This window comes from Geodermatophilus sp. URMC 62, assembly GCF_052931475.1.
The window spans coordinates 977278-1000196 of sequence record NZ_JBRFHY010000001.1; the positions used below are offsets into that span (position 1 = coordinate 977278).

General features: G+C 73.9%; 18 protein-coding genes. 7 read left to right on the plus strand and 11 right to left on the minus strand.

Translation table 11 applies throughout. The features are described from left to right. Positions 1-5: 5 nt before the first annotated feature. The 5 genes from ACU616_RS04590 to ACU616_RS04610 all read right to left on the minus strand — a co-directional run bounded on the left by ACU616_RS04590 (position 6) and on the right by ACU616_RS04610 (position 5414). On the minus strand, positions 6-1343 hold the full coding sequence (locus ACU616_RS04590; RefSeq protein WP_446757314.1) for a hypothetical protein: 1338 nt from the start codon (positions 1341-1343) through the stop codon (positions 6-8). Between the two features lie 316 nt (positions 1344-1659). Continuing rightward, the gene (gene sucD / locus ACU616_RS04595) at positions 1660-2538 is read right to left on the minus strand and encodes a succinate--CoA ligase subunit alpha (protein WP_446757315.1); all 879 of its coding nucleotides are present in this window, start codon (positions 2536-2538) and stop codon (positions 1660-1662) included. A gap of 86 nt (positions 2539-2624) precedes the next feature. Beyond that, entirely contained in the window at positions 2625-3788 is a 1164-nt protein-coding gene (gene sucC, locus ACU616_RS04600; protein ID WP_446757316.1) for an ADP-forming succinate--CoA ligase subunit beta, read from the minus strand. 172 nt (positions 3789-3960) lie between these two features. Then, positions 3961-4323 (minus strand): cobalamin B12-binding domain-containing protein, encoded by a 363-nt coding sequence (locus ACU616_RS04605; protein ID WP_446757317.1) that lies wholly within the window; start codon positions 4321-4323, stop codon positions 3961-3963. Next, positions 4320-5414, minus strand: coding sequence for a hypothetical protein (locus tag ACU616_RS04610; RefSeq protein ID WP_446757318.1), 1095 nt, complete (start codon positions 5412-5414; stop codon positions 4320-4322). Before ACU616_RS04610 ends, ACU616_RS04605 begins: the two co-directional genes overlap by 4 nt. A gap of 191 nt (positions 5415-5605) precedes the next feature. On the opposite strand from ACU616_RS04610, the gene ACU616_RS04615 reads away from it, so the two are divergent. Continuing rightward, the gene (locus ACU616_RS04615) at positions 5606-6502 is read left to right on the plus strand and encodes an esterase/lipase family protein (RefSeq protein WP_446757319.1); all 897 of its coding nucleotides are present in this window, start codon (positions 5606-5608) and stop codon (positions 6500-6502) included. A 66-nt stretch (positions 6503-6568) separates the two neighbouring features. Here the strand turns inward: ACU616_RS04615 and ACU616_RS04620 are convergent, their stop codons facing one another. Next, positions 6569-7153 (minus strand): cysteine hydrolase family protein, encoded by a 585-nt coding sequence (locus tag ACU616_RS04620; protein ID WP_446757320.1) that lies wholly within the window; start codon positions 7151-7153, stop codon positions 6569-6571. 269 nt (positions 7154-7422) lie between these two features. Between ACU616_RS04620 and ACU616_RS04625 the strand changes: the two genes are divergently transcribed. Next, positions 7423-8262, plus strand: coding sequence for a M23 family metallopeptidase (locus ACU616_RS04625; protein ID WP_446757321.1), 840 nt, complete (start codon positions 7423-7425; stop codon positions 8260-8262). 307 nt (positions 8263-8569) lie between these two features. Here ACU616_RS04625 and pcrA read toward each other — a convergent pair whose 3' ends face one another. Then, the gene (pcrA, locus tag ACU616_RS04630; RefSeq protein ID WP_446757322.1) at positions 8570-10867 is read right to left on the minus strand and encodes a DNA helicase PcrA; all 2298 of its coding nucleotides are present in this window, start codon (positions 10865-10867) and stop codon (positions 8570-8572) included. A gap of 276 nt (positions 10868-11143) precedes the next feature. Between pcrA and ACU616_RS04635 the strand changes: the two genes are divergently transcribed. Further along, on the plus strand, positions 11144-11440 hold the full coding sequence (locus tag ACU616_RS04635) for a chorismate mutase (RefSeq protein WP_446757323.1): 297 nt from the start codon (positions 11144-11146) through the stop codon (positions 11438-11440). Positions 11441-11485: 45 nt separating this feature from the next. Here ACU616_RS04635 and ACU616_RS04640 read toward each other — a convergent pair whose 3' ends face one another. Further along, positions 11486-16003: a WD40 domain-containing protein gene (locus ACU616_RS04640; protein ID WP_446757324.1), complete on the minus strand. Its 4518-nt coding sequence runs from the start codon at positions 16001-16003 to the stop codon at positions 11486-11488. Next, entirely contained in the window at positions 16000-16947 is a 948-nt protein-coding gene (locus ACU616_RS04645) for an SIR2 family NAD-dependent protein deacylase (protein ID WP_446757325.1), read from the minus strand. Before ACU616_RS04645 ends, ACU616_RS04640 begins: the two co-directional genes overlap by 4 nt. Positions 16948-17522: 575 nt before the next feature. Here ACU616_RS04645 and ACU616_RS04650 point away from each other — a divergent pair. The 4 genes from ACU616_RS04650 to ACU616_RS04665 all read left to right on the plus strand — a co-directional run bounded on the left by ACU616_RS04650 (position 17523) and on the right by ACU616_RS04665 (position 21033). Then, entirely contained in the window at positions 17523-18662 is a 1140-nt protein-coding gene (locus ACU616_RS04650) for a macro domain-containing protein (RefSeq protein ID WP_446757326.1), read from the plus strand. Between the two features lie 117 nt (positions 18663-18779). After that, a complete protein-coding gene (locus ACU616_RS04655; RefSeq protein WP_446757327.1) occupies positions 18780-19376 on the plus strand; it encodes a carboxymuconolactone decarboxylase family protein in 597 nt (198 codons plus the stop codon). Next, a complete protein-coding gene (locus tag ACU616_RS04660) occupies positions 19373-20269 on the plus strand; it encodes an RNA polymerase sigma-70 factor (protein ID WP_446757328.1) in 897 nt (298 codons plus the stop codon). Before ACU616_RS04655 ends, ACU616_RS04660 begins: the two co-directional genes overlap by 4 nt. Positions 20270-20298: 29 nt before the next feature. Then, positions 20299-21033: a PIG-L deacetylase family protein gene (locus ACU616_RS04665; RefSeq protein ID WP_446757329.1), complete on the plus strand. Its 735-nt coding sequence runs from the start codon at positions 20299-20301 to the stop codon at positions 21031-21033. A 25-nt stretch (positions 21034-21058) separates the two neighbouring features. Here the strand turns inward: ACU616_RS04665 and ACU616_RS04670 are convergent, their stop codons facing one another. After that, the gene (locus tag ACU616_RS04670; protein WP_446757330.1) at positions 21059-21721 is read right to left on the minus strand and encodes a response regulator; all 663 of its coding nucleotides are present in this window, start codon (positions 21719-21721) and stop codon (positions 21059-21061) included. Beyond that, a complete protein-coding gene (locus ACU616_RS04675; protein WP_446761450.1) occupies positions 21718-22851 on the minus strand; it encodes an ATP-binding protein in 1134 nt (377 codons plus the stop codon). The genes ACU616_RS04670 and ACU616_RS04675 overlap by 4 nt, the downstream gene beginning before the upstream one ends. Positions 22852-22919 lie beyond the last annotated feature (68 nt).

Consider the following 22919-nt stretch of genomic DNA (forward strand, 5'->3'; position numbering starts at 1 on the left):
CCCGGTCAGGACCCGCCCTGCCCGGAGGCGCTGGAACCACCGTGCTGACCGGGCGCGTGCTGACCGGGCGCGTGCTGACCGGGCGCGTGCCGACCGGACGGGTGCGGCGCCCCCGGGTCGGCCGCCGGCGACGGCGTGGAGGGCCGGGTCGCCTCGCCGGTCGCCTCCGGCTCCTCCCACGACGGGCCGGGCTGACCGAACTGCCCGGGCTCGGTCGACTGCCCCGGCGACGACGGGCCCGGGTGGGGTCCGGCGCCGGCCATCGGCTGGGCCGCCCAGGGCGCGGCGTCGGCGGGACCACCCGGCGACGTCGGCCGGCCGCGCAGCTCGGACAGCAACCGCAGGATCGCGAACACCGTGGCGGCGGCGGCGACCAGCAGCGCCAGCAGCCCGAAGACCGGGAAGTCGACGTCGGTCAGCGTGGCCACCTGGAGGAAGGCGACGAGCGTGAGGAGCAGGGCCAGGCCGGTGAGACCCACCGTGACCCAGCTGCGCGGGAACCCCAGCCGCAGGTCGACGAGGGCCGGGAGCAGCGCCCACACCGCGGCCAGGAGCAGCAGGACGAAGGCGATGGTGACCAGGCCGCTGGAGGTGAAGCCGGAGAAGCTGTAGCTGACCGCCGGGACGTCGAAGCCGGGGATGTCGAAGCTGTCGCTGGAGTAGCTGACCCAGGGCAGGAGCGCCAGCACCAGGTAGGCCAGTGCGCACACGGCGATGACGTGGTCGGCGAGCCTCAGCCGCTCGAGGTCGAAGCCGACGGCCGGGCGGCGGGGGCCCGCACCGTGGGGCGCCGCGCCGTAAGGGGACGGCTGCCCGAGGGGCTGGTACTGCCCGTAGGGCGCACCGGGGGCCGGCGGCTGCCCGTACGGCTGGTACTGGCCGTACACCTGCTGCCCGTGGGGCTGGTACTGCCCGTACGCCGGCTGCTCGTACGCCTGCTGGCCGTAGGCCTGCTGCTCGTACGGCCCGCCGTAGGCCTGCTGTCCGTACGGCTGCTCTCCGTAGGCCTGCTGCCCGTAGGGCTGCTGCCCGTACGGCTGCTGCCCGTACGGCTGCTGCCCGTACGGCTGCTGCCCGTACGGCTGCTGCCCGTACGGCTGCTGCCCGTACGGCTGCTGCCCGTACGGCTGCTGCCCGTACGGCTGCTGCCCGTAGGCAGGCGGCAGCCAGTAGGGCTGGTCGTAGGACGAGGGGTCGTGGGACGGGGCGCCGTACGGCTGTTGCAGCGGCGGCTGACCGGGGGGCTGCGGAGCGACGGGAGGCTGCTGCCCGGGGCCCGGCTGACCACTCGGGCCCGGCTGCCCGGACTCCTCAGGCCGCTCGGAGGGCTGGCTGGACGTCATGGATCGACTACCTCTCGTCACATCGGTCGGCGCGACGCGGATGCTCTCCCCCGCCACGTCCTCGGGCAACCACGCCACGCGCCCCGCTGGGCACCGCCGGCGCGATCGTGACCGGGTCGCGACCGCGGTGCCGCCGGCGTCCGGCGGGCCGGCTCCGCGGTCGGGACCGGTCCGGCACCCGGCGGCAGGACCCCGCACACGCAGGAGGCGTCCGCCCGGTCCGCGGACGGACCGGGCGGACGCCTCCTGCGGCCGCTCGTGGCCCCGTCCCGGGTCCCGCCGCGATCCCGCGCGGTGGGGAGGACGAGGTCCCCGCTCAGGCGCCGACGATCTCCCGCATGAGCCGGGCGGTCTCCGACGGCGTCTTGCCGACCTTGACGCCCGCGGCCTCGAGGGCCTCCTTCTTCGCCTGCGCGGTTCCGGCCGAGCCGGAGACGATCGCGCCGGCGTGGCCCATCGTCTTGCCCTCGGGAGCGGTGAACCCGGCGACGTAGCCGACCACGGGCTTGGTCACGCTCGCCCGGATGAAGTCGGCGGCGCGCTCCTCGGCGTCGCCACCGATCTCGCCGATCATCACGATGGCCTCGGTCTCCGGGTCGTCCTGGAAGGCCTGCAGGGCGTCGATGTGGGTGGTGCCGATGACCGGGTCGCCGCCGATGCCGATGGCGGTGGAGAAACCGATGTCCCGCAGCTCGTACATCATCTGGTAGGTCAGCGTGCCGGACTTGCTGACCAGGCCGATCCGGCCCTGCTGGGTGATGTTGGCCGGGATGATGCCGGCGTTCGAGCGCCCGGGGCTGATCAGGCCCGGGCAGTTCGGGCCGATGATCCGGGTCGAACCGCCCTGGGCGTGCGCCCAGAAGGCGGTCGAGTCGTGCACCGGGATGCCCTCGGTGATGACGACGGCCAGACCGATCTGGGCGTCGACGGCCTCGATGACCGCGCCCTTGGCGCCGGCCGGCGGCACGAAGATGACGCTGACGTCGGCGCCGGTCTCCTTCATCGCCTCGGAGACGCTGCCGAACACCGGCACGCCGGCGCCGTCGAAGTCGACGCTCTCACCGGCCTTCTTCGGGTTGACGCCGCCGACGATGGCCGTGCCGGAGGCGAGCATGCGCTGGGTGTGCTTGCGCCCCTCCGAGCCGGTCATGCCCTGGACGATGACCTTGCTGTTCTCGTTGAGGAAGATCGACATCTCTGTGGTGTCCTGTCGGTTGAAGGACCTCGTCCTCCTCACCCCTCGCATGCTCGGGGCGAGCCTCTGGACGAGGCCGGAGGCAATTAGGAGGAAGCGAGCTCGGCGGCCCGGCGCGCGGCGCCGTCCATCGTGTCCACCACGGTCACCAGCGGGTGGTTCGCCTCGGCGAGGATGCGGCGCCCCTCCTCGACGTTGTTGCCGTCGAGCCGCACCACCAGCGGCTTGGTGGCCTCGTCGCCGAGGATGCCGAGGGCGGAGACGATGCCGTTGGCGACGGCGTCGCAGGCGGTGATGCCACCGAAGACGTTGACGAAGACGCTCTTCACGGACGGGTCGGAGAGGATGATCTCCAGGCCGTTGGCCATGACCTCGGCCGAGGCGCCGCCGCCGATGTCGAGGAAGTTGGCCGGCTTGACCCCGCCGAACTCCTCACCGGCGTAGGCGACGACGTCGAGCGTGCTCATCACCAGGCCGGCGCCGTTGCCGATGATGCCGACCTCGCCGTCGAGCTTGACGTAGTTGAGGTCCTTCTCCTTGGCCCGCGCCTCGAGCGGGTCGGCGGCGGCGGAGTCCTCGAGCTGCGCGTGCTGCGGGTGCCGGAAGGCGGCGTTCTCGTCGAGGGTCACCTTCGCGTCGAGCGCGAGCACGGTGCCGTCGGGCGCCTTGGCCAGCGGGTTGACCTCGACCAGGGTGGCGTCCTCCTTGGCGAAGGTGTCCCACAGCTGGACGGCGATGGCGATCACCTGGTCGCGCACCTCGGCGGGGAAGCCCGCGGCGTCGACGATCTCGGTGGCCTTGGCGGTGTCGACGCCGACCGTGGCGTCGACGGGGACGCGGGCCAGGGCCTCGGGGCGCTCGACGGCGAGCTGCTCGATCTCCATGCCGCCCTCGACGCTGGCCATGGCCAGGAAGGTGCGGTTGGCGCGGTCGAGGAGGTAGGAGAAGTAGTACTCCTCGGCGATGTCGCTGGCCTGGGCCACCATCACGCGGTGGGTGATGTGCCCCTTGATGTCCAGGCCGAGGATGTCCTGGGCCCGGGCGCGCGCCTCGTCGGCGTCGTCGGCGAGCTTGACGCCACCGGCCTTGCCGCGGCCACCGGTCTTGACCTGCGCCTTGACGACGACGCGCGAGCCGATCTCCCGCGCGATCGCCTCGGCCTGGTCGGGTGTCTCGGCCACGCCGCCGGGGAGCACGGGCACGCCGTGCGAGGCCAGCAGGTCACGCGCCTGGTACTCGAAGAGATCCACGAACGAGCACCGTAGCTCCCGCGGGTCCGGCTCCTCGCACCGGCGTGGGCAGCGTGCGTGGCGTCACAGGGCGCGGCGGGCGTTGCCGTCCCGCGGGCGGTCCCTCCGACGAGGGGCGCCGGATCGCTGTCGCACAGCTCGCGGCGGGGACGGCGCCACGCGACCGCGCCGGTCAGCGGTCGAGCGCGGCGACGACGTCGGCGGGCGGGGTGCCGTCGGCGAACCGGCGCACGCCCGCGGGCAGCTCCCCGCCGTCCGGCCCGCCGAGCACGAAGGCGGTGACGTCGTCCACGCCGGCGGCGGCCAGCTGCTCGAGCACCGCGGCGAGCAGCTCCGGCGGCGCGCCGGCCACGCCCACGGCGTCGGCGTCCTCCTGCAGCACGGTGGCGGCCAGCGCGACGGCCGACCGCGGGACGCCGGTCAGCACCACCTCGGCGCCGGCGTCGCGCAGGGCGCGGGCCAGGGAGACGGCGCGGGGGTCCTCCGGGGCGTCGGGCCCGGCGACGACCACCCGGAGTCGCTCGGTCGCGGTCACGGCGCCGGCGTCCGGCGCAGGCGCCAGGCCAGCACGGTGAGCAGCGCGTAGGCCAGGCCGGCTGCGAGCAACCCGGCGCCGGGCACGGTCCACTCCAGGTCCGGGGAGGCGACGGCGTCGCGCAGGCCGGTCAGCCCGGCCGACAGCACGGTCACGGCGAGGGCGAGCAGGCCCCCGACCGCGGCCAGCCGCGGCCGCAGCGAGGGTGCGAGCACCGCGCCCAGCAGCACGGCGCCGGCCAGCAGCAGCCCGCCGAGCAGGGCCAGCCCCGGCCGCTCCAGCAGCGCCTGCGGCCCCTGCTGCTCGACGACGACCTCGAGACCGGTGGCCGGGTCGTCGACGAGCCGGTCGGGCACGTCGGCCGCGGGCAGGGCCAGGCACAGCACGGTGAGGACGCCGAGGAGCACCGCGCTCCCCGCCAGCGCCGGGCGGACCGGGTCGAGGGCACCACGGTCCTCCATGAGCGTGCGGCCCCACGCCGCGGCGGCGCACCCGCCGGCGAGGACGGTCAGGCCCAGCGCGGCCACCTGCAGCCACCAGCCGGCACCGGTCGCCACCGAGCTGGTGAGCACCCGCTCACCGGCCAGCACCTCGATGCCGGGGCGCACCGTCGAGCTGCTGCCCCGGTAGACCTCGATGAGCAGCGAGCCGACCGCGAGCACGCCGCCCACGCCGGCGTAGGCCAGTCCGAAGCGCGGGACCCGCCCCGCCGCCAGCCCGGCCCCGACCGCCACCGACCCCAGCGGGAGGACGAGGCCGACCAGCACCGCACCGACACCCCGGCCGAGGGTGAGCTCCTGGCTGCCGACGACGAGGTAGGTCGGGAAGAGGGCGACCGCCCCGGCGAGCCCGGCCAGGACGAGCAGGACGCCGGCGAGGCGGGCGGTGCGCGGCGGCTCGCCGACGACGAGGCCCTCGGTGCGGCGGCCCGGACCGGCGCCGGGAGCCTCCGGCCGACCCGTCGACGACGGGCGCCGGTTCGCGGCCGGCCGGCCGGCCTCGGCTCCCCGGACGTGCGCGGGAGAGCCGGTGCGCCGGGCGGTCCCGCTGGGGGCGCGGTCGTCGCGGGCAGAGCGGTTCCGGGCGGCCACGGGTCCTCCTTCGTCGGGAAGTGTCACGAAGCGGCCTCGATGTCGTCGAGACTCGGCATCGCTCGTGTGACCGTCGCCACACGGGGGCATTACCGTCCTGTGAACGGAGCACGAGCTCGGTGCTCCGGCCACAGGTGGGCTCCCGGGTCCCGGGACCCGGCCGGTGGCCGACGAACGGGGAGGACCAGCTCATGCGCGCGACCGGCGATCCGGGGTGCAGTCCAGAGTCGCACACCGCGACGCTCCCTCCGGGGACGCCACGGGGCCTGCTCCGCTCGCTCGTCACACCGGCCGCCGTCGCCGGAGGGCTGACCGAGCTGGCCTGGGTCGGTGCCCACGCCCTCATGTACCCGCTGGGCACGAGCGAGGAGGTGCTGCGGCTGGACCCCCGCTGCCGGCCCGGTGAGCAGCCACCCGTCGTCCGCGCGCTGTTCGCCCCCGACCCGCTGGCCGCGCGCGTCCCGGTGCTGCTGGTGCACGGGCTGATCGACAACCGCTCCATCTTCACGGTGATGCGCCGCGGCCTGCGCCGGCGCGGGTTCGCACAGATCTGCACCTGGAACTACAGCCCGCTGCTGCGCGACGTCGCGGCGGGCGCCGCCGACCTCGGCGACCAGGTCGAGCGGATCTGCGCCCAGACCGGGCACGACCGGGTGCACCTCGTCGGCCACAGCCTGGGCGGCCTGATCGCCCGCCACTACGTGCAGCGCCAGGGCGGCGGACGCCGGGTGGAGTCCCTGGTGACCCTGGGGACGCCGCACGGCGGGTCGGTGCTCGCCCACCTGCTGCCCACGCCGCTGGTCCGCCAGCTGCGCCCCGGCTCCCCCGTGCTGCGCGATCTCGCCGAGCCCGCGCCGGACTGGTCCACCCCGATGACGGCCGTCTACAGCGACCTCGACCAGCTCGTCGTCCCCACGCGCGCCGGGCGCTGCGACCACCCGGACCTCAAGGCGCGCAACGTGCTCGTCCGCGGCGTGGGGCACATGACGCTGCCGTTCCACCGCGGCGTCGTCGACGAGGTCGCCGCCACCCTGGCCGGGCGGCGGCCGGCCGCCCCGGCGCAGCCGGCCGCGGCGGCGGTCGCCTGAGCGTCCTCGCCGGCCCTCCTCACGGAGAAGGTGAGATGGCCCGCACGCCGAGCCGCTGCCCGGGGCTCAGCGCTCCTGCGGGGAGCGACGATCCCCTGTCCCGTGCCTGGCGGCGGTGACCCGGGCGCCGCGGTCAGCGAGGAGGCGCAGTGCCCGGTCGCGGCTGCGGTCCGAAGAACACGCGACCGCGTCCCTCAGGATCTCCACGGTCAGGCCCCGGCGGAGGGCGGCCTCGGCGGTGGCACGGACACACCCTCTGGCGAACAGCCCGGCGATCACCAGGTGCCTGATGCCCCGATCGTCCAGTGCGGCGCCCAGAGCTGGATTGCTGAACCCGCTCCCGGCGGACTTCGGCACGTAGAGCGCCTCCTCGACGTCGATGCGGTCGTCCCAGGCAGTCCCCGCCGAGCCCGAGACAGCCGCCCGGCGGCGCAGCAGGTTGCCGATGACGTCCCTGCGGCGGAACTCGTTGCCGACCTCGACGATGAGGTCGCCACGGAGCCGCGCCTCGTCCACGGCGCAGCGGGTGGCGGCGAGAACCGGGGCGACGTGGTGGCGGGCGACGGGCATCCGCCCGTCGTCGGCGAGGAAGTCGCGCTGGAAGTCCAGCAGGACGAGTGCCCGCCGGTCGGGCTTCGCGGCCGTGGTCATGTCTCACTCCGGATCGACGAGGAGCGGCGCCGCGCCGCTGTCGGGGACGGTGCGGGGCCGCCTGGATCTCACTTACACCGCAAAGGGGCCTGCCGGGTGACATGACGACACGCACCGTCGCCTACTCGCGGCTTTGGTGACTGCACGTTACGGTCCGATCACGGTGCCGGTACCCACCGGCGGGCGTCCCCCGGGCGCCTCCACCGCCGTCGCTCCGCCGACGGACCGCTGCGCGCAGAGGTCCCGGGAGCGTGGACGAAGGGTGTCCCGTGACCCGGCAGAGTGCTCCCGCGCTCCTCGAGCGCCCGACGGGCGCCCTCCCGCGCGTCACTGCCCGGCCGGCGCTCGTACCCATCCCGGCCCCGCGCGCCGCCGGGGACGCCGTCCCTGCCGACGCCGCCGCCCCGCAGGCCGCCGCGGAGGTCTCCCCGGAGGAGGCCGCACCCGCGACGCGCCGCGCCGTGCGCCGCCCGCCCGGCCGGCGCGGCCCGCTGTGGCTGGCCGCGCTCGTCGTCGGTGCCGTGCTCGCGGCGGTCCCCGCGTTCACCGGCGGGACGCCCGCGACCACCTCGGTCAGCGCCGCCGACTACGGGCTCGGCGCGGCCGACCTGGGCCTGACCGGTGACGTGGAGGACGCCGAGGCCCGCCGCGGCATCAGCGAGGCCGAGGCCCAGCAGCGCCTCAGCGAGCTCGCCGCCTCCCGCGCCGCCCGCGAGCCGCAGACCGTCCTGCCCGCGCAGGGCCGCATGACCACCTGCTTCTGCATGCGGTGGGGCTCGATGCACTACGGCATCGACCTCGCCGGCCCGCTGGGCACCCCGATCTACTCGGCCACCGACGGCGTCGTGCTGCGCGCCGGCCCGGCCACCGGGTTCGGCAACGCCGTGTACATCCAGGACGCCGACGGCAACGTGCACGTCTACGGCCACATGCGCTACTACGACGTCGAGGCGGGCCAGATCGTGCACGCCGGCGACCAGATCGCCAAGATCGGCAACGAGGGCCAGTCGACCGGCCCGCACCTGCACTACCAGATCAACCGCGGCAGCATGACCGGCCGGCCGATCGACCCCGAGGAGTGGCTCGCCGAGCACGGCGTCACCGTGTGAGCGAGCGCCGCTCCGGGGGTGTTCCTCGTGCTCCGGGGGTCCTGCAGCACCCCCGGAGCACGAGGAACACCCGCAGAGCGGACCGACGGCCGCCCGCCACCGCCACGAGGTCTGGACGGCGTCCGACGACGTCGTCCCGGCGCTCCCCGAGCCCGCCGACGTCGGTGTGTACACCGTGCGAGCGCCTCGGGGTGCCACCGTCAGCGGTGCTGCACGCAGGCGACCCGTACGACCTCGACGCGGCCGCGGCCCGGGCGGCGCGCCCCTCGGCCGACCACCTGGACCGGCGTGACCTCGGCGCCGGCGTTCAGAGCTTGACGAGCGGGGCGTAGCGCAGCACCAGGCGCTTGGTGCCGCCGGAACCGAAGTCGACCGTGGCCTGCGCCTTGTCGCCGGCGCCGTTGACCTCGACCACCGTGCCCAGGCCGAACGCGTCGTGGCTGACCCGGTCACCGACCTCCACGCTGATGACCGCGCGGTTCCCCGCGCCGCCGCGGAGCCCGCCGGTGGACAGCCCGGTCGCGGCCACCCGCGACTGCGCGGAGCCGTAGCCGGTGCTCGGCGCCGGCGTCGGGTCGACCCGGGCCCAGTGCACGGCCTCGCCGGGCAGCTCGTCGAGGAAGCGCGAGGGCGGGTTGTAGGCCGGCTGCCCCCAGCTGGTGCGCACCGTGGCACGGGAGAGGAACAGCCGCCGCTGGGCGCGGGTGATGCCGACGTAGGCCAGCCGCCGCTCCTCCTCTAGCTCCCGGGGGTCGCCCAGCGCGCGCAGGTGCGGGAAGACGCCGTCCTCTAGGCCGGTGAGGAACACGACCGGGAACTCCAGGCCCTTGGCGGTGTGCAGCGTCATCAGCGTGACGACGCCCGCCTCGTCGCCGGAGACGGGGATCTGGTCGGCGTCGGCCACCAGCGAGACCTGCTCGAGGAAGTCGGTGACCGTGCCGCCGGGGTTGGCCGCCTCGAACTCGGCGGCCACCGAGACGAGCTCGTTGAGGTTGTCGACGCGGCCCTCGTCCTGCGGGTCGGTGCTTGCCTCGAGCTCGGCGAGGTAGCCGGTGCGGTCGAGGATGCTCTCCAGCAGTGCCGCGGGGCCCGAGCCGGTCTCGACCAGCTGCTCGAACTCCTCCAGCAGCGCGACGAAGTCCTGCAGCGCCTTGAGCGAGCGCGGGGCCAGCGTGGTGATCTCCGGGCAGCGGCGCAGCGCGGTGGCGAACGCGATCCGCTCCCGGTCGGCGAACTGCTCCACGCAGGCCTCGGCCTTGTCGCCGATGCCGCGCTTGGGCGTGTTGATCACCCGGCGCAGGCTGACGACGTCGGCCGGGTTCGACACCACCTTGAGGTAGGCCAGCGCGTCGCGGACCTCCTTGCGCTCGTAGAAGCGCACCCCGCCGACGACCTTGTAGGGCATGCCGACGCGGATGAACACCTCCTCGAACACGCGGGAGGCGTTGTTGGTCCGGTAGAAGACGGCGATGTCGGCCGGGCGGGCCTGCCCCTCGTCGACCAGCGCGTCGATCTGCTCGGCGACCCAGGCCGCCTCGTCGTGCTCGTTTTCGGCGACGTAGCCCTCGATCAGCTCGCCGTCGCCGGCGTCGGTCCACAGGTTCTTGGGGCGGCGGCCGGTGTTCTTGGCGATGACGGTGTTGGCCGCCTTGAGGATGCGCTGCGTGGAGCGGTAGTTCTGCTCCAGCAGGATCGTGGTCGCCTGCGGGTAGTCGCGCTCGAACTCGTCGATGTTGCGGATCGTCGCGCCGCGGAAGGCGTAGATGGACTGGTCGGCGTCGCCGACGACGCACAGCTCGGCCGGCGGCACCGGGCCCTCACCGGTGCCGACCAGCTCGCGGACCAGCACGTACTGCGCGTGGTTGGTGTCCTGGTACTCGTCGACCAGCACGTGGCGGAAGCGGCGGCGGTAGTGCTCGGCGACGTCGGGGAAGGCCTGCAGCAGGTTGACCGTCGTCATGATCAGGTCGTCGAAGTCCAGCGCGTGCGCCTCGCGCAGCCGCCGCTGGTAGAGCGTGTAGGCCTCCTTGAGCACCTTCTCCGGCGCCGTCTGGGGGCTGAAGCTCTCCTCGTCGACCAGCTCGTTCTTCAGGTTCGACACCTGGGCGGCGAGGCTGCGGCCGGGATAGCGCTTGGCGTCGAGGTCGAGGTCGCGGGCGACCATCGTCATCAGCCGCACCGAGTCGCCCTGGTCGTAGATGGTGAACGACGACTTCAGGCCCAGCTTCGAGGCCTCGGCGCGCAGAATGCGCACGCACATCGAGTGGAACGTCGAGACCCACATCGCCCGGGCGCGCGGGCCGACCAGCGCGGCGACGCGCTCCTTCATCTCACCGGCGGCCTTGTTGGTGAAGGTGATCGCCAGGACCTCGCCGGGCTGCACGCCACGGGCGCCCAGCAGGTAGGCGATGCGGTGGGCGAGCACGCGCGTCTTGCCCGAGCCGGCGCCGGCGACGATGAGCAGCGGACCGCCCTCGTGGACGACGGCCTGGCGCTGGGGACCGTTGAGGCCGGCCAGCATGCGGTCCAGTTCCCGGCCCACCGAGCCGGGGGCGGAGCGCTGGAGCGCGGCGGTTCCGGGGAGGGCCTGCTGCACGCTGCTCATAGCCACACCACTGTAGTTCGGCCCGGGGGCCGCTCCCCCGGCCGCCGAGCGGACCTGGGGACGGCGGCCGGGGGACACCGTGGCGCCCGTCGCCGGCGCTGTGGCACACTTCCCCCGTGCTGCTCGCCACCGTCGAGTTTTCCTACGGGCACCGGGTTCCGGTGTCCGTCGCCGCTGGCTGAGCCGCCGCCGCAACGAACGCCCCGGGCCCGAGGAGCCCGGGGCGTTTCTCGTTCCCGGGGTCCGACGGCCACCGACCCGCTCCGGAGGACCCCGATGACCGCGACCGTCCCCACCCCACTCGCCACCTCGCTCGACACGGCGCCGGACGCCGACACCCGCATCGCCGAGCTGCGGGAGGAGATCGACGCCTGCGACGCGGAGATCATCCGGGTGGTGCAGCGCCGGCTCGCCGTGTCGCAGGAGATCGGCCGGCTGCGCCGCGCCGCCGGCGGCACCCGGCTGTCGCTGGCCCGCGAGAAGCAGGTGATCGACCGCTTCCAGGACGCGCTCGGCCCGGACGGCGCGACGCTCGGGATGATGCTGCTGCGCCAGGGCCGCGGGCGGCTGTAGGGGCTACGCCGATGACCGGACCTGGATCCGTGACGTCGGCGCCGGTCACCACTCAATGGCGTCCGGCGACGGCTGTCGCGCGGGGGGAGCGTCGCCCGGAGCGTCCTCTCCTGCCGGCAGGTCGTCACAGGTCTTCTCGTAGGGCATCCCGTCCGGGGCGTATCGCTTCCACTCGGTCATGGACAGATTGCGGCCGGCCAGCTCACACCCGGTCTCGAACCACGACGTGAACCGGCGGTCCCACAGCCGCACCGTGCCGCCGCTCGCGGTGACCAGCAGCGTGCCGTCGGGGCTGAAAGCCACCGCGTTCGCGTAGTACCCGCCCGACAGTGGTGAGCCGTGCTGCTGGCCTGTGTCGGGATCCCACAGCCGCACCGTGCCGTCCTCACCGGCGGTGGCCAGCAGCGCGCCGTCGGGACTGAACGCCACCGCGCTGACCGCGCCGGTGTGGCCCTCCAGCGGCTCACTGCGGAGCTCGACGCTGGCGGTGTTCCAGAGTCGCACCTTCTGATCGGCGCCGGCGGTGGCCAGCAGCGCGCCATTGGGGCTGAATGCCACAGCGGTGACCGCGCCGGTGTGGCCCTCCAGCGGCGCGTCGCGCTGCTGGCCCGTGTCGGGGTCCCACAGCCGCACCGTGCCGTCCTCCCCGGCGGTGGCCAGCAGCGCGCCATCGGGACTGAACGCCACCGCGCTGACCGCGCCGGTGTGGCCCTCCAGCGGCGCGTCGCGCTGCTGGCCCGTGTCGGGGTCCCACAGCCGCACCGTGCCGTCCTCCCCGGCGGTGGCCAGCAGCGCGCCGTCGGGACTGAACGCCGCCCCGTACACCGCGCCGGTGTGGCCCTCCAGCGGCTCACTGCGGGGCTCGCCGGTCCCGGGATCCCACAGCCGCACCGTGCCGTCGTCCCCGGCCGTGGCCAGCAGCGCGCCATCCGGACTCATCGCGATGCCGTACACCGGGCCGACGTGACGCCCTCCCACCGGCGCACCGTGCGGCTGACCGGTGGCGACGTCCCACAACCGCACCACGTCGTCATAACCGGTGGTGGCCAGCAGCGCGCCGTCAGGGCTGAACTCCATCAGGTTGACCTCGCCGGTGTCGCCTCCCAGCGGATCCCCCTGCGGCTCACCGGTCATCACGTCGTACAGCCGCACCAGGCTGTCGTCGCCGGCGGTGGCCAGCAACCTGCCGTCGGGGCTGAACACCAGTCCGTACAGCGCGTCGGTGTCGCCTCCCAGCGGATCCCCCTGCGGCTGACCGCTCACCACGTCGTACAGCCGCACCAGGCCGTCGTCGCCGGCGGTGGCCAGCAGCGCGCCGTCGGGGCTGAACACCGTCGTACTGACCTCGACGGTGTCATCTCCCAGCGGATCTCCCTGCGGCTGACCGGTCGCGACGTCCCAGATCCGCACCGAGCCGTCACCTCCGGTCGTGGCCAGCAGCCTGCCATCGGGGCTGAACACCACTCCGTACACCGCGTCGGTGTCGCCTCCCAGCGGATCGCCCTGCGGCTCACCGCTCACCACGTCGTACAACCGCACCCGGCCGTCATAGTCGGCGGTGAGCAGCAGCGCGCCGTCGGGGCTGAACACCATCGTGCTGACCTCGACGGTGTCATCTCCCAGCGGATCCCCCTGCGGCTGACCGGTCGCCACGTCGTACAGCCGCACCAGGCCGTCGTCGCCGGCGGTGGCCAGCAGCGCGCCGTCGGGGCTGAACACCATCGTGCTGACCTCGACGGTGTCATCTCCCAGCGGATCCCCCTGCGGCTGACCGGTCGCCACGTCGTACAGCCGCACCAGGCCGTCGTCGCCGGCGGTGGCCAGCAACCTGCCGTCGGGGCTGAACACCAGGCCGTACACCGCACCGGTGGGTCCTTCGCCCCCGAGTGGCGGGCCGATCGACTGTGCGCTGCGGGCGTCCCACCGCCGGACCGTCCCGTCGTCGCTGGACGTGACGAGCAAGTCGCCGTCGGGGCTGAACGCCGCCCCGGTGAGTCCTCCGGTGTGGCCGACGAGGGGCTGGGCCACCGAGTAGGTGTCCGGCACCTGCCACAGCCGCACCGTGTGGTCAGCGCTGGCCGTGGCCAGCAGCTCACCGTCGGGACTGAACGCCAGCTCGTCCACCGCACTACCGTGGCCGACCAGCGGCTCGCCACGAGGTTCGCCGGTGCCGGGGTCCCACAGCTGCACCGTGCCGTCGGAGCTAGCGGTGGCCAGCAGCGCGCCGTCGGGACTGAACCCCACGTCGGTGTCGCCCTGGAGGTACCGGTCGTAGTCGACTTCGCCGGTCGTGGGGTCCCACAGCCGCACCGCGCCGTCCTCACCGGCGGTCGCCAGCAGCGTGCCATCCGGGCTGAACGCCACCGCGTTCAGTGCGTCGCCGTAGTCACTCAGCGGGTCGCTGCGGGACTCGCCGGTGGCCGGGTCCCACAGCCGCACCGTGCCGTCCTCACCGGCGGTGGCCAGCAGCGCGCCATCGGGACTGAACGCCACCGCGCTGACCGCGCCGGTGTGGCCCTCCAGCGGCTCACTGCGGGGCTCGCCGGTTTCGGGGTCCCACAGCCGCACCGTGCCGTCCTCACCGGCGGTGGCCAGCAGCGCGCCATCGGGACTGAACGCCACCGCGCTGACCGCGCCGGTGTGGCCCTCCAGCGGCTCACTGCGGGGCTCGCCGGTTTCGGGGTCCCACAGCCGCACCGTGCCGTCCTCCCCGGCCGTGGCCAGCAGCGCGCCATCGGGACTGAACGCCACCGCGCTGACCGCGCCGGTGTGGCCCTCCAGCGGCTCACTGCGGGGCTCGCCGGTTTCGGGGTCCCACAGCCGCACCGTGCCGTCCTCCCCGGCCGTGGCCAGCAGCGCGCCGTCGGGGCTGAACGCCACACCGGTGACCGCGGCCTGCCCGTGACCGTCGAGCACGGTGAACGGGTGGGTGAACCCGGCCAGCCCGGTGACGAGTGCCTCCGGAGGAACGGGCTCTCGCTCGGGCGACCGGCTCAAGCTCTGCAGCCCGAGCAGGATGGCGGTGTCGGGGTGTGTGCCGACCACGTCGTCGGCGCTCTCGGCCAGTTTCTGGGCCCAGGCCGTGTCGCGCGCTGATGCTGCACTCCGGGCGTACGAGGCGGCGAGGACGCCGAGTGCGCAGGCGGCGACCAGCAGCAGGGCCATGGCCGCGGCGATCAGACGGGCGCGACGCAGTCGACGGCGGGCGGACCTCTCCGCTGCCCGAGCCTGCTCGAGCTCTCGTTCCGCGGCTGCCTGGGCGTGCTTCGCGACGTGGCGCCGGCGCCAGTCGAGGACGGCGACCCCCATGACGTCGTGGAAGACCTCGTAGCGGGGCGGCCCGTCGGCGCCGGCCACGGGGGGAACCGGACGGAGGATCCGCTTGGCCCCCGACGCCAGCCGCTCGAGGAGGTCCCGGACGCGCTCGGGCGGGAGATCAGCCCAGTCGGCGAGGTCCTCGGCCGTCAGGGCGATCTTCGACCCGGACGAGGTCACCAGGTGGTGGAAGACGTCAGCGGCCACGTCCACCTGCTGGGGAGTCAGGTCCGCCATCACGGTGTCCAGGTGGGTCTGGACGATGGTCTGCGCTCCACCGAGTTCGCGGAGCGTCTCCCGCCGCAGGGTCGACGATCTCCGGGTCTGCTCCTCGTCCCAGAGTCGGGTGAGCACGAGTTGGAGATAGGGCGCCTCGATGTCGGTGCGGTCGTCCGACCTGAGCTCGTCGGGGAGTGTCCCGTCCTCCCCCACACTGACCCGGCCGGCCCGCACCTCCTCCAGGAGCGCATCGACGAGCTCGGGCTCGACGGACACCCACCGGTCCGGTGCGACGAGCTCGTCGTAGCGCCTGAGCGGACCCTCGATGGCTGCCCGGGCGTCCTCCCGGCCGAGGAAGGAGAGGCGGAGGTAGTTCTCGAAGAGGTGCGGTATGCGGCCCTCGAACCGGTCCAGACCGGCGAGGGCGTCCTCCCGGAGCGACAGGAGGACGTGGACGTTGACGTCCCGGGTGCTGAGGACGTCGCCGAGCGCAGTGGTGAGGGGGTCGTCCACGGGCTGGTAGAGGAAGTACTCCTCGAACTGGTCGAGGACCAGGTACACCCTGGGGACGCCGGAGTCGGCGAGCGCGCCACGCAACCACGACACGAACGCGTCCGGGAGCGCTGAGGGCTCCACGTCACTGAGCTCCGGGGACTCCACATCAGCACCGGACCGCACGATCGCATCCCTGATCGCCGCCGCCACCACCTCGAGCGGCAGGTCGCTCCAGTCGCTGACGTAGGCGACTGCGGCGCTGCGGATCCCGAGGTCCTCGTCCTCCTTGCCGATCTCCTGCAACCGGGGGAGCACCCCGGCACGCAGGACCGATGTCTTACCGACCCCACTCGGGGCGTAGAGCAGCGTCAACCGTGCCGCGACGATGTTGGCCGCGATCAGTTCGGTGTCGTTCTCGCGCCCGAAGAAGAACGCCGCGTCGCTCTCGGTGAAGGGCACGAGCCCGACGTAGGGGCAGGAGGGGACGGCGCTGCCAGGGGTCGACCGCTCGTCGGACAGCGTGCCGCTGGTCATGACGCCTCCGCGAACCCGCTGGGCCGCAATCCCTCGATCTCGGCCTCGATGGCGTCGAGGAACCGCTCGCAGCCGATGGAGAGGATGTCGACTCCGCGTTCGTCCCACGCGCACTCGTCGATCGGGTTCGGATCAGGCTGGATCGCCCAGGACTTGAACTCCTTCCCCTGCTGCTCACCCCAGAGGCGGTACAGCATGACCCGGAGGTTCCAGTCCCTCAGGCTGTAGCCGAGGAAGAGGAGGTGACTGGTCATCATCTTCTTGCCGAGGTCGACCGGGAACAGACCACCGACGTCGGCGCGCGTGAGGTAGTCGATGTAGTGGTCCTCAGTGATCACGAAGCTGTCGAGGTGGTTCTCCCGGTCCACCGCACCGTGGATCTTCGCGATCACCGGTGACCGGTCGAGTCGCAGGTCGATGTACTTGTTCGGCCGGTCGATCACGACCACCTTGCCGTCGGACCGGAAGTGGCGGAACCGACCGCGATCCCTTCCCTCCGCGATGTACGTGACCAGCTCGTACGGCTCCCCCTCCTCGGCGAACGCTCGTTCCAGCAGGTCGTCGTAGTTGGTGGTGACGAAGAGCATGCACTGGCTGTTGAGCTCCCGGGTCAGCCGCGAGAGCCGGGCGAGGAAGCGGTGCAGCCGAGTGGGCGGGTAGTCGGCGTCGAAGACGTCGTGCAACTCGTCGTAGAGCGGGCCCTGGCCCGCCACGGCGGCGATGTACTGGGCCACCTGAGCCAGGTCCCGGGTCTCGGTCACCGAGTAGTCCGCAGCGAGCCTCATGGCCAACTCCTGGCCGTTCGGGAGGAAGCGCCCCTTCTGGAAGGTCGCCTCCGGGGGTCTCTCGCACAGGTTGACCCCCGCGCCCAGCACGGGGACGACCTTGCCCTTCAGCAGCCGCTTCGCGATGAGCCGGTAGACGCCGGCCGGGTCGTCAGGCACGTCCAGCCATCCGTGCGGACACCAGGACCGCAGCGGCCGCCGCCCCGCGGTCCGCACCGTTGCCGTGACCGTGGGGGGAGCCGGCAGCAGGTCCAGGACGCGGATCCGGCACGGCCGGCACCTGCACGGGCGGCTGGTCCGCAGCTCCAGCTCCAGGAGCCCTGGTGAGCGACAGGCATCCCTGCACTGACACGCATCACAGAGTGTGGCCGAGTGGTTCCTGATACCAGGGTCCGAGGTCCGTGTCCGAACGGGACCGGCCACCGGAGCTGCCCAGGGCGTAGCGCCGTCCGCTCGGTCCGAACCGGTGTCGGACGCGGCGAGGTCGACCCGCGAGCACGTCAGCGGCGCCGTCGGTATCAGCGTCGGCGGTGAGCCCTCCGTCAGGGGTACGGGGACGGGCGGACGGCACCGCACCGCCGGGCTCGGCCGCCTTCCCGGGGTCGGGTGGAGACGGGACAATGGCGCCGCGCCGAGGTCGTCCCGGTCCGAGCGAGCCGTCGTGAGGTGCGGAGCCCGGGGCTGGCGCCGGTACCGGGAGGACCGTCGACCACGCGTGTAGAGGGAGGCGACCGGTGGACGTCGAGGCTCTGCAGGTCCCCGTGAGCGGTGTCCTGGGCGCGGCCGCGGAGCTGGGTGCAGGGCTGACCGCCGCGCAGTGGACCGTGCTCGTGTGTGCCGCTGCAGCCCTCGGGATCGGCCTGGTGCTCGTCCTCGGAGGTCGCCGACGTCTGGGCTCCCCGACCCCCCGGGCCCGTCTCGTCCTGGCCTGGCTCGTCCTCGCCCTGTGCCCCGTCTTCCTGGTCTTCCTCTTCTTCCCGGACAGCACGATCAACGGCGAGTTCGGCTGGGGGACGGCCAGTGGCGCGTTGGCTGCGTACCTCGTCGTCTGGGGGATCGGGATCCGACAGACGCTCCAGGCCGAGGACCTCGAGGTCCGCGAGAAGGAGGTGGTCAAGCGGGAGAACACCGTGGCGTCGATGGCCGGCGAGCACGCCGAACCGCTGAGCAGTGGGGACGTCGAGCTCTACTACCTCGTCGATCGACCGAGGCGCTCGATCGGCCTCGTCCCGGGAGGACTCAGTCAGGTCACCTTCGCCGACGTGTGGGTCAACTCCGAGAACACCAACATGCAGATGGCCCGGTACTTCGACCGGTCCGTCTCCGGGGTCATCCGCTACCTCGGGGGACGTCACGACGCCGCCGGGGAGGTGGTCGAGGACGTCATCGGGAGTGCACTGGCAGCGAGGATGGAGGGCCGGAGGAGCGTCCCGCTCGGCACCGTCCTCGACACGGAGCCCGGTGAACTGGCGGAGTCGCACAACGTCCGACGGCTGCTCCACGTGGCGGCGGTCGCCGGTGAGTTCGGCTGCGGTTACTCGCCTGCCACGGACATCGGGAACTGCGTGCGCTCGACGCTGAGGTGCGCGGAGAAGCTGGCTCAGGGGACGGCGGGCATCCGGTCCGTGCTCCTCCCGCTGCTGGGCTCGGGAACGGCCAAGGGCGAGCTGGACTCGATCGCCCGCGCTGTGCTCGACGCCGCCGTCGACCACCTCGAGTGCCACCCGAACGCACGCATCACGAAGGTCTTCGTCATGACCCACACCGACACGGAACTGGCGAGGTGCAGGGTCGTGCTGGACGAGGACGAGCGTGTGCAGGCAGGGCGCGCCGTCAAGCGCGCCACTCTCCGCGCGACCGCGTTGAGCGCCTGAGCCGGGTGCACGGGCCGTCACGCAGGACACCGACCGGGCTGACGGTTCGCCGGGCGGTGTCACACCGCGGGCCGCTGCGTCGTCTCCATGGGCACGACCGCTGGAGAGGACCTCGACATGACCCGCAGCAGCACCGCCCGCATCCCGCTCGATCCGCCCCGCACCGTCGTCTACCGGCTGACCGAGTGGTACTCCCGCCGCCGGTTCGGCACCGTCGCCGACCCGGCCGCCGCGATGGGGCACAACCCGCGCGTGCTGGTGACCAACGCCCGGCACGAGATGGCGCTGGAGCGGTGGCACGCGCTGGACCCCACGCTCAAGGACCTCGCCGTGATGGCCTCCGCCGTCACGGTCGGCTGCTCCTGGTGCGTCGACTTCGGCTACTGGATCGCCACCGGGAAGGGCACCGACCCCGTCAAGCTGCGCGACGTCCCGGGGTGGCGGGAGAGCGACGTGTTCACCGACCTGGAGCGGCGGGTGATGGCCTACGCGGAGGCGGTGAGCGCCACGCCTCCGGCCGTGACCGACGAGATGGTGGCCGGCCTGCGGCGCGACCTGGACGACGCCGCCCTCGTCGAACTCACGATGATGGTCGCCGTGGAGAACAGCCGGTCGCGCTTCAACAGCGCGCTGGGCCTCACGAGCCAGGGCTTCCGGGACCGCTGCGAGGTCCCGGCCCCGACCGCCCGCGTCGCGGCGGCCCCGTCGTCGTGAGCACCGGGCGGCCGTCGGCGCCGGACGCGGCCCTGGCGGCCTTCGACCGGCACCGGCGGCTGCTGTTCACGGTCGCCTACCAGATGCTCGGCAGCGTCGCCGACGCCGAGGACGTCGTCCAGGACGCGTGGCTGCGCTGGTCGTCCGTGGCCCGGGACGACGTCGCCGACCCGCGGGCCTACCTGGTGCAGGTCGCCTCCCGGCTGGCGCTGGACCGGCTGACCTCCGCCCGCGCCCGGCGCGAGACCTACGTCGGTCCGTGGCTGCCCGAGCCGCTGCTCACCGCGCGGGCCGGCGACCCGGCCGACGAGGCGGTGCTCGGCGACGAGGTGTCGCTCGCGCTGCTCGTCGTCCTCGAGACCCTCTCCCCCGTGGAGCGCGCCGTGTTCGTGCTGCGCGAGGTGTTCGGCCTGCCCGTCGCGGAGGTGGCCGCCGCGCTGGGCCGCTCGGAGGCCGCCGTCCGGCAGGCGGGGCACCGCGCCCGGGAGCACGTGGCCGCCCGCCGTCCCCGGTTCGACGCCGACCGGCAGGCGCACCGGGAGGTCACCGAGCGCTTCCTGGCCGCGTGCCTGGGCGGCGACGTCGACGCGCTGCTGACCGCGCTGGCACCGGGCGCGGTGCTCGTCACCGACGGCGGCGGCCGGACGAGGGCGGCGCTGCGGCCGATCACGGGCGCGGAGAAGGTGGCCCGCTTCCTCGCCGCGGTCGTGCAGGGCGGCGCGTCGCTGCCGGGCCTGCGGATGGACCTGACGGAGGTCAACGGCCGGCCCGGGGTGGCGGCGTGGACCGACGCCGGGCCCTACGTCGCGGTGTCGCTGGTCGTCGCCGACGGGCTGGTGCAGCAGGTCCTCGTGGTGCTCAACCCCGACAAGCTGGCCGGCCTGCGGAGGTAAGGGCCCGACCCCGCGCGTAGGCTCCGCCGGTGACCGCGCCGCTGCCGTCGGAGCCCGCCGAGTTCGTCGAGCGCGCCCTGTGCGTGCTCGCCCACCCCGACGACGTCGACTTCGGCAGCGCGGGCACCGTCGCCACCTGGACGGCGGCCGGCACCGAGGTCACCTACTGCATCGTCACCGACGGCGACGCCGGCGGCTTCGACGAGACGCCGCGCGAGCAGATGCCGCTGCTGCGCCGGGAGGAGCAGCGGGCCGCCGCGAAGGCCGTCGGCGTGAGCGACGTCCGCTTCCTCGGTCACCCCGACGGCCGGCTGGAGCTGACCCTCGACCTGCGCCGCGACATCGCCCGCGTGATCCGGCAGGTGCGCCCGCAGCGGGTGCTCACCAGCTCCCCGGAGCGCTGGTACGAGCGGGTGGGCGCCAGCCACCCCGACCACATGACGGTCGGCGAGTCCACGCTGCGCGCGGTCTACCCCGACGCCCGCAACCCGTTCGCCTTCCCCGAGCTGCTGGCCGACGAGGGCCTCGAGGCGTGGACGGTGTCGGAGGTCTGGCTGGGCGCCAGCCCGCGGGCCGACCACGCCGTCGACGTGACCGACGTCGTCGAGCAGAAGCTCGCCGCGCTGCGCAGCCACGTGACGCAGGTCAGCCACGTCGACGACCTCGAGGGCTTCGTCACCGGCTGGATGGCGCAGACCGCGCGGTGGTTCGACCTGCCGCCCGGCCGCCTCGCCGAGGCCTTCCACGTCGTCCACACGGCGTGACGCTGGAGGTGAGTCTGGTAGGACGTCAGAGGAGCCGGTTGGTGGCGGCCCAGCGGGTGAGCTCGTTGCGGTTGGACAGCTGCAGCTTGCGCAGCACGTTGGAGGCGTGCGACTCCACCGTCTTCACCGAGATGAACAGCCGTCCGCCGATCTCGCGGTAGGTGTAGCCGCGGGCGAGCAGTTGCATGACCTCGCGCTCGCGGGCACTGAGCAGGTCCAGACCGGGATCGGTCGCGGGGTCCTCCGGCTGCGGAGCCGACGGCGACGTGGCGGCGAAGGCGTCGAGCACGAAGCCGGCCAGCCGGGGGCTGAAGACGACGTCGCCCTCGGCCACGCGCTGCACGGCCGCGACCAGGTCGGGCCCGGAGATGGTCTTGGTGACGTAGCCGCGGGCGCCGGCACGGATGACGGCGATGACGTCCTCGGCGGCGTCGGACACCGACAGCGCCAGCCAGCGCACCTGCGGCAGCTCGGCGCGCAGCGCCTCCAGCACCGCCCGCCCGCCGCCGCCGGGCAGGTGGACGTCGAGCAGCACGACGTCGGGGACGGCGGCCCGGATGCCGGCGATCGCGGAGTCGGCGTCGGCGGCCTCCCCCACCACCGTCACCGCGTCGCCCAGCTCGGACCGCACGCCGGCGCGCACCATCGCGTGGTCGTCGACCAGGAAGACGCGGGGGCGGTCGCTCACGCCGCGGCCTCGCGGGGCAGACAGAGCTCCACCTCGGTGCCCTCCCCCGGCGTGGACCGGACGCTCGCCGTCCCGCCCAGGCGGGTCAGCCGCCCGGTCACCGAGTCGCGCAGGCCACGCCGGTCGGCCGGCACCGCGGCGGGCTCGAAGCCGGCGCCGCGGTCGCGGACGAACACCAGCACCCGGGCCGCCGTCACCTCCGTGTAGAGGTCGGCCGACGCGACCCCGGCGTGCTTGGCCGCGTTGACCAGCGCCTCCCGGGCGGCCGCGCCGAGAGCGGCCAGCGCGTCGTCGACCGGCGCGTCCCCGACGACCACCGGGTCGACGGTGAGCTCGTGGTCGGCCTCGACCTCGGCCACGATCTGCGACACCAGCGCCGTCCACGTGCCGCCGGCGGCCGCCGCGGGCTCGTAGAGCCAGCTGCGCAGCTCGCGCTCCTGGCCGCGGGCCAGCCGGGCCACGGCCTGCTGGTCGCCGGAGTGCCGCTGGATGAGGGCGAGGGTCTGCAGCACCGAGTCGTGCAGGTGGGCGGCGACGGCGGCCCGCTCCTCCGAGCGGATGCGGGCGGTCCGCTCGGCGGCCCGGGAGTCGAGCAGCCGGCGCCAGAACGGCGCGGTGGCCAGCACCACGCCGGCGAGGATGACCAGGGTGGCGGCGAACCCGTTGCGGGCGTTGGCCAGCTGACCGGTGGTGGCCAGCAGCAGCACCACCCCGCCGGCGGCCAGCACCGCTCCACCGGCCAGCACCCAGCGGACGCCGGGGCGGGTCAGCGTGCGGTCGCTGTCGAGCTGCCGCCAGATGACGGCGAGCCCGCCGCCGAGCAGCAGCAGCGGGGCGAGCAGGTCGCTGCCGCCCCAGGTCGCGAGGTTGCCCAGCACCACCATCGCACCGAGCCCGGTCAGCACCAGCCCCAGGGTCTGCCGGCGGCTGGGCCGCTCGCCGGCCGGGGCCGGGACGGCGTCACCCTGCGGGACGAAGAACCACAGCAGCGCGTAGACCACGATGCCGATGCCGGCGACGGTGCTGAGCGCGACCAGGACCACCCGGACGACGAGCGGGTCGACGCGCAGGTGGGCCGCCGTCCCGGCCGCGACCCCCGCCAGCAGCCGGCCCGACCGGGGCCGGACCAGCGGCGGCCGCTCAGCCGCAGCCGCAGGGGCAGGGGCAGCGACAGCCGGAGCGCCGGGCGCGAGGAGAG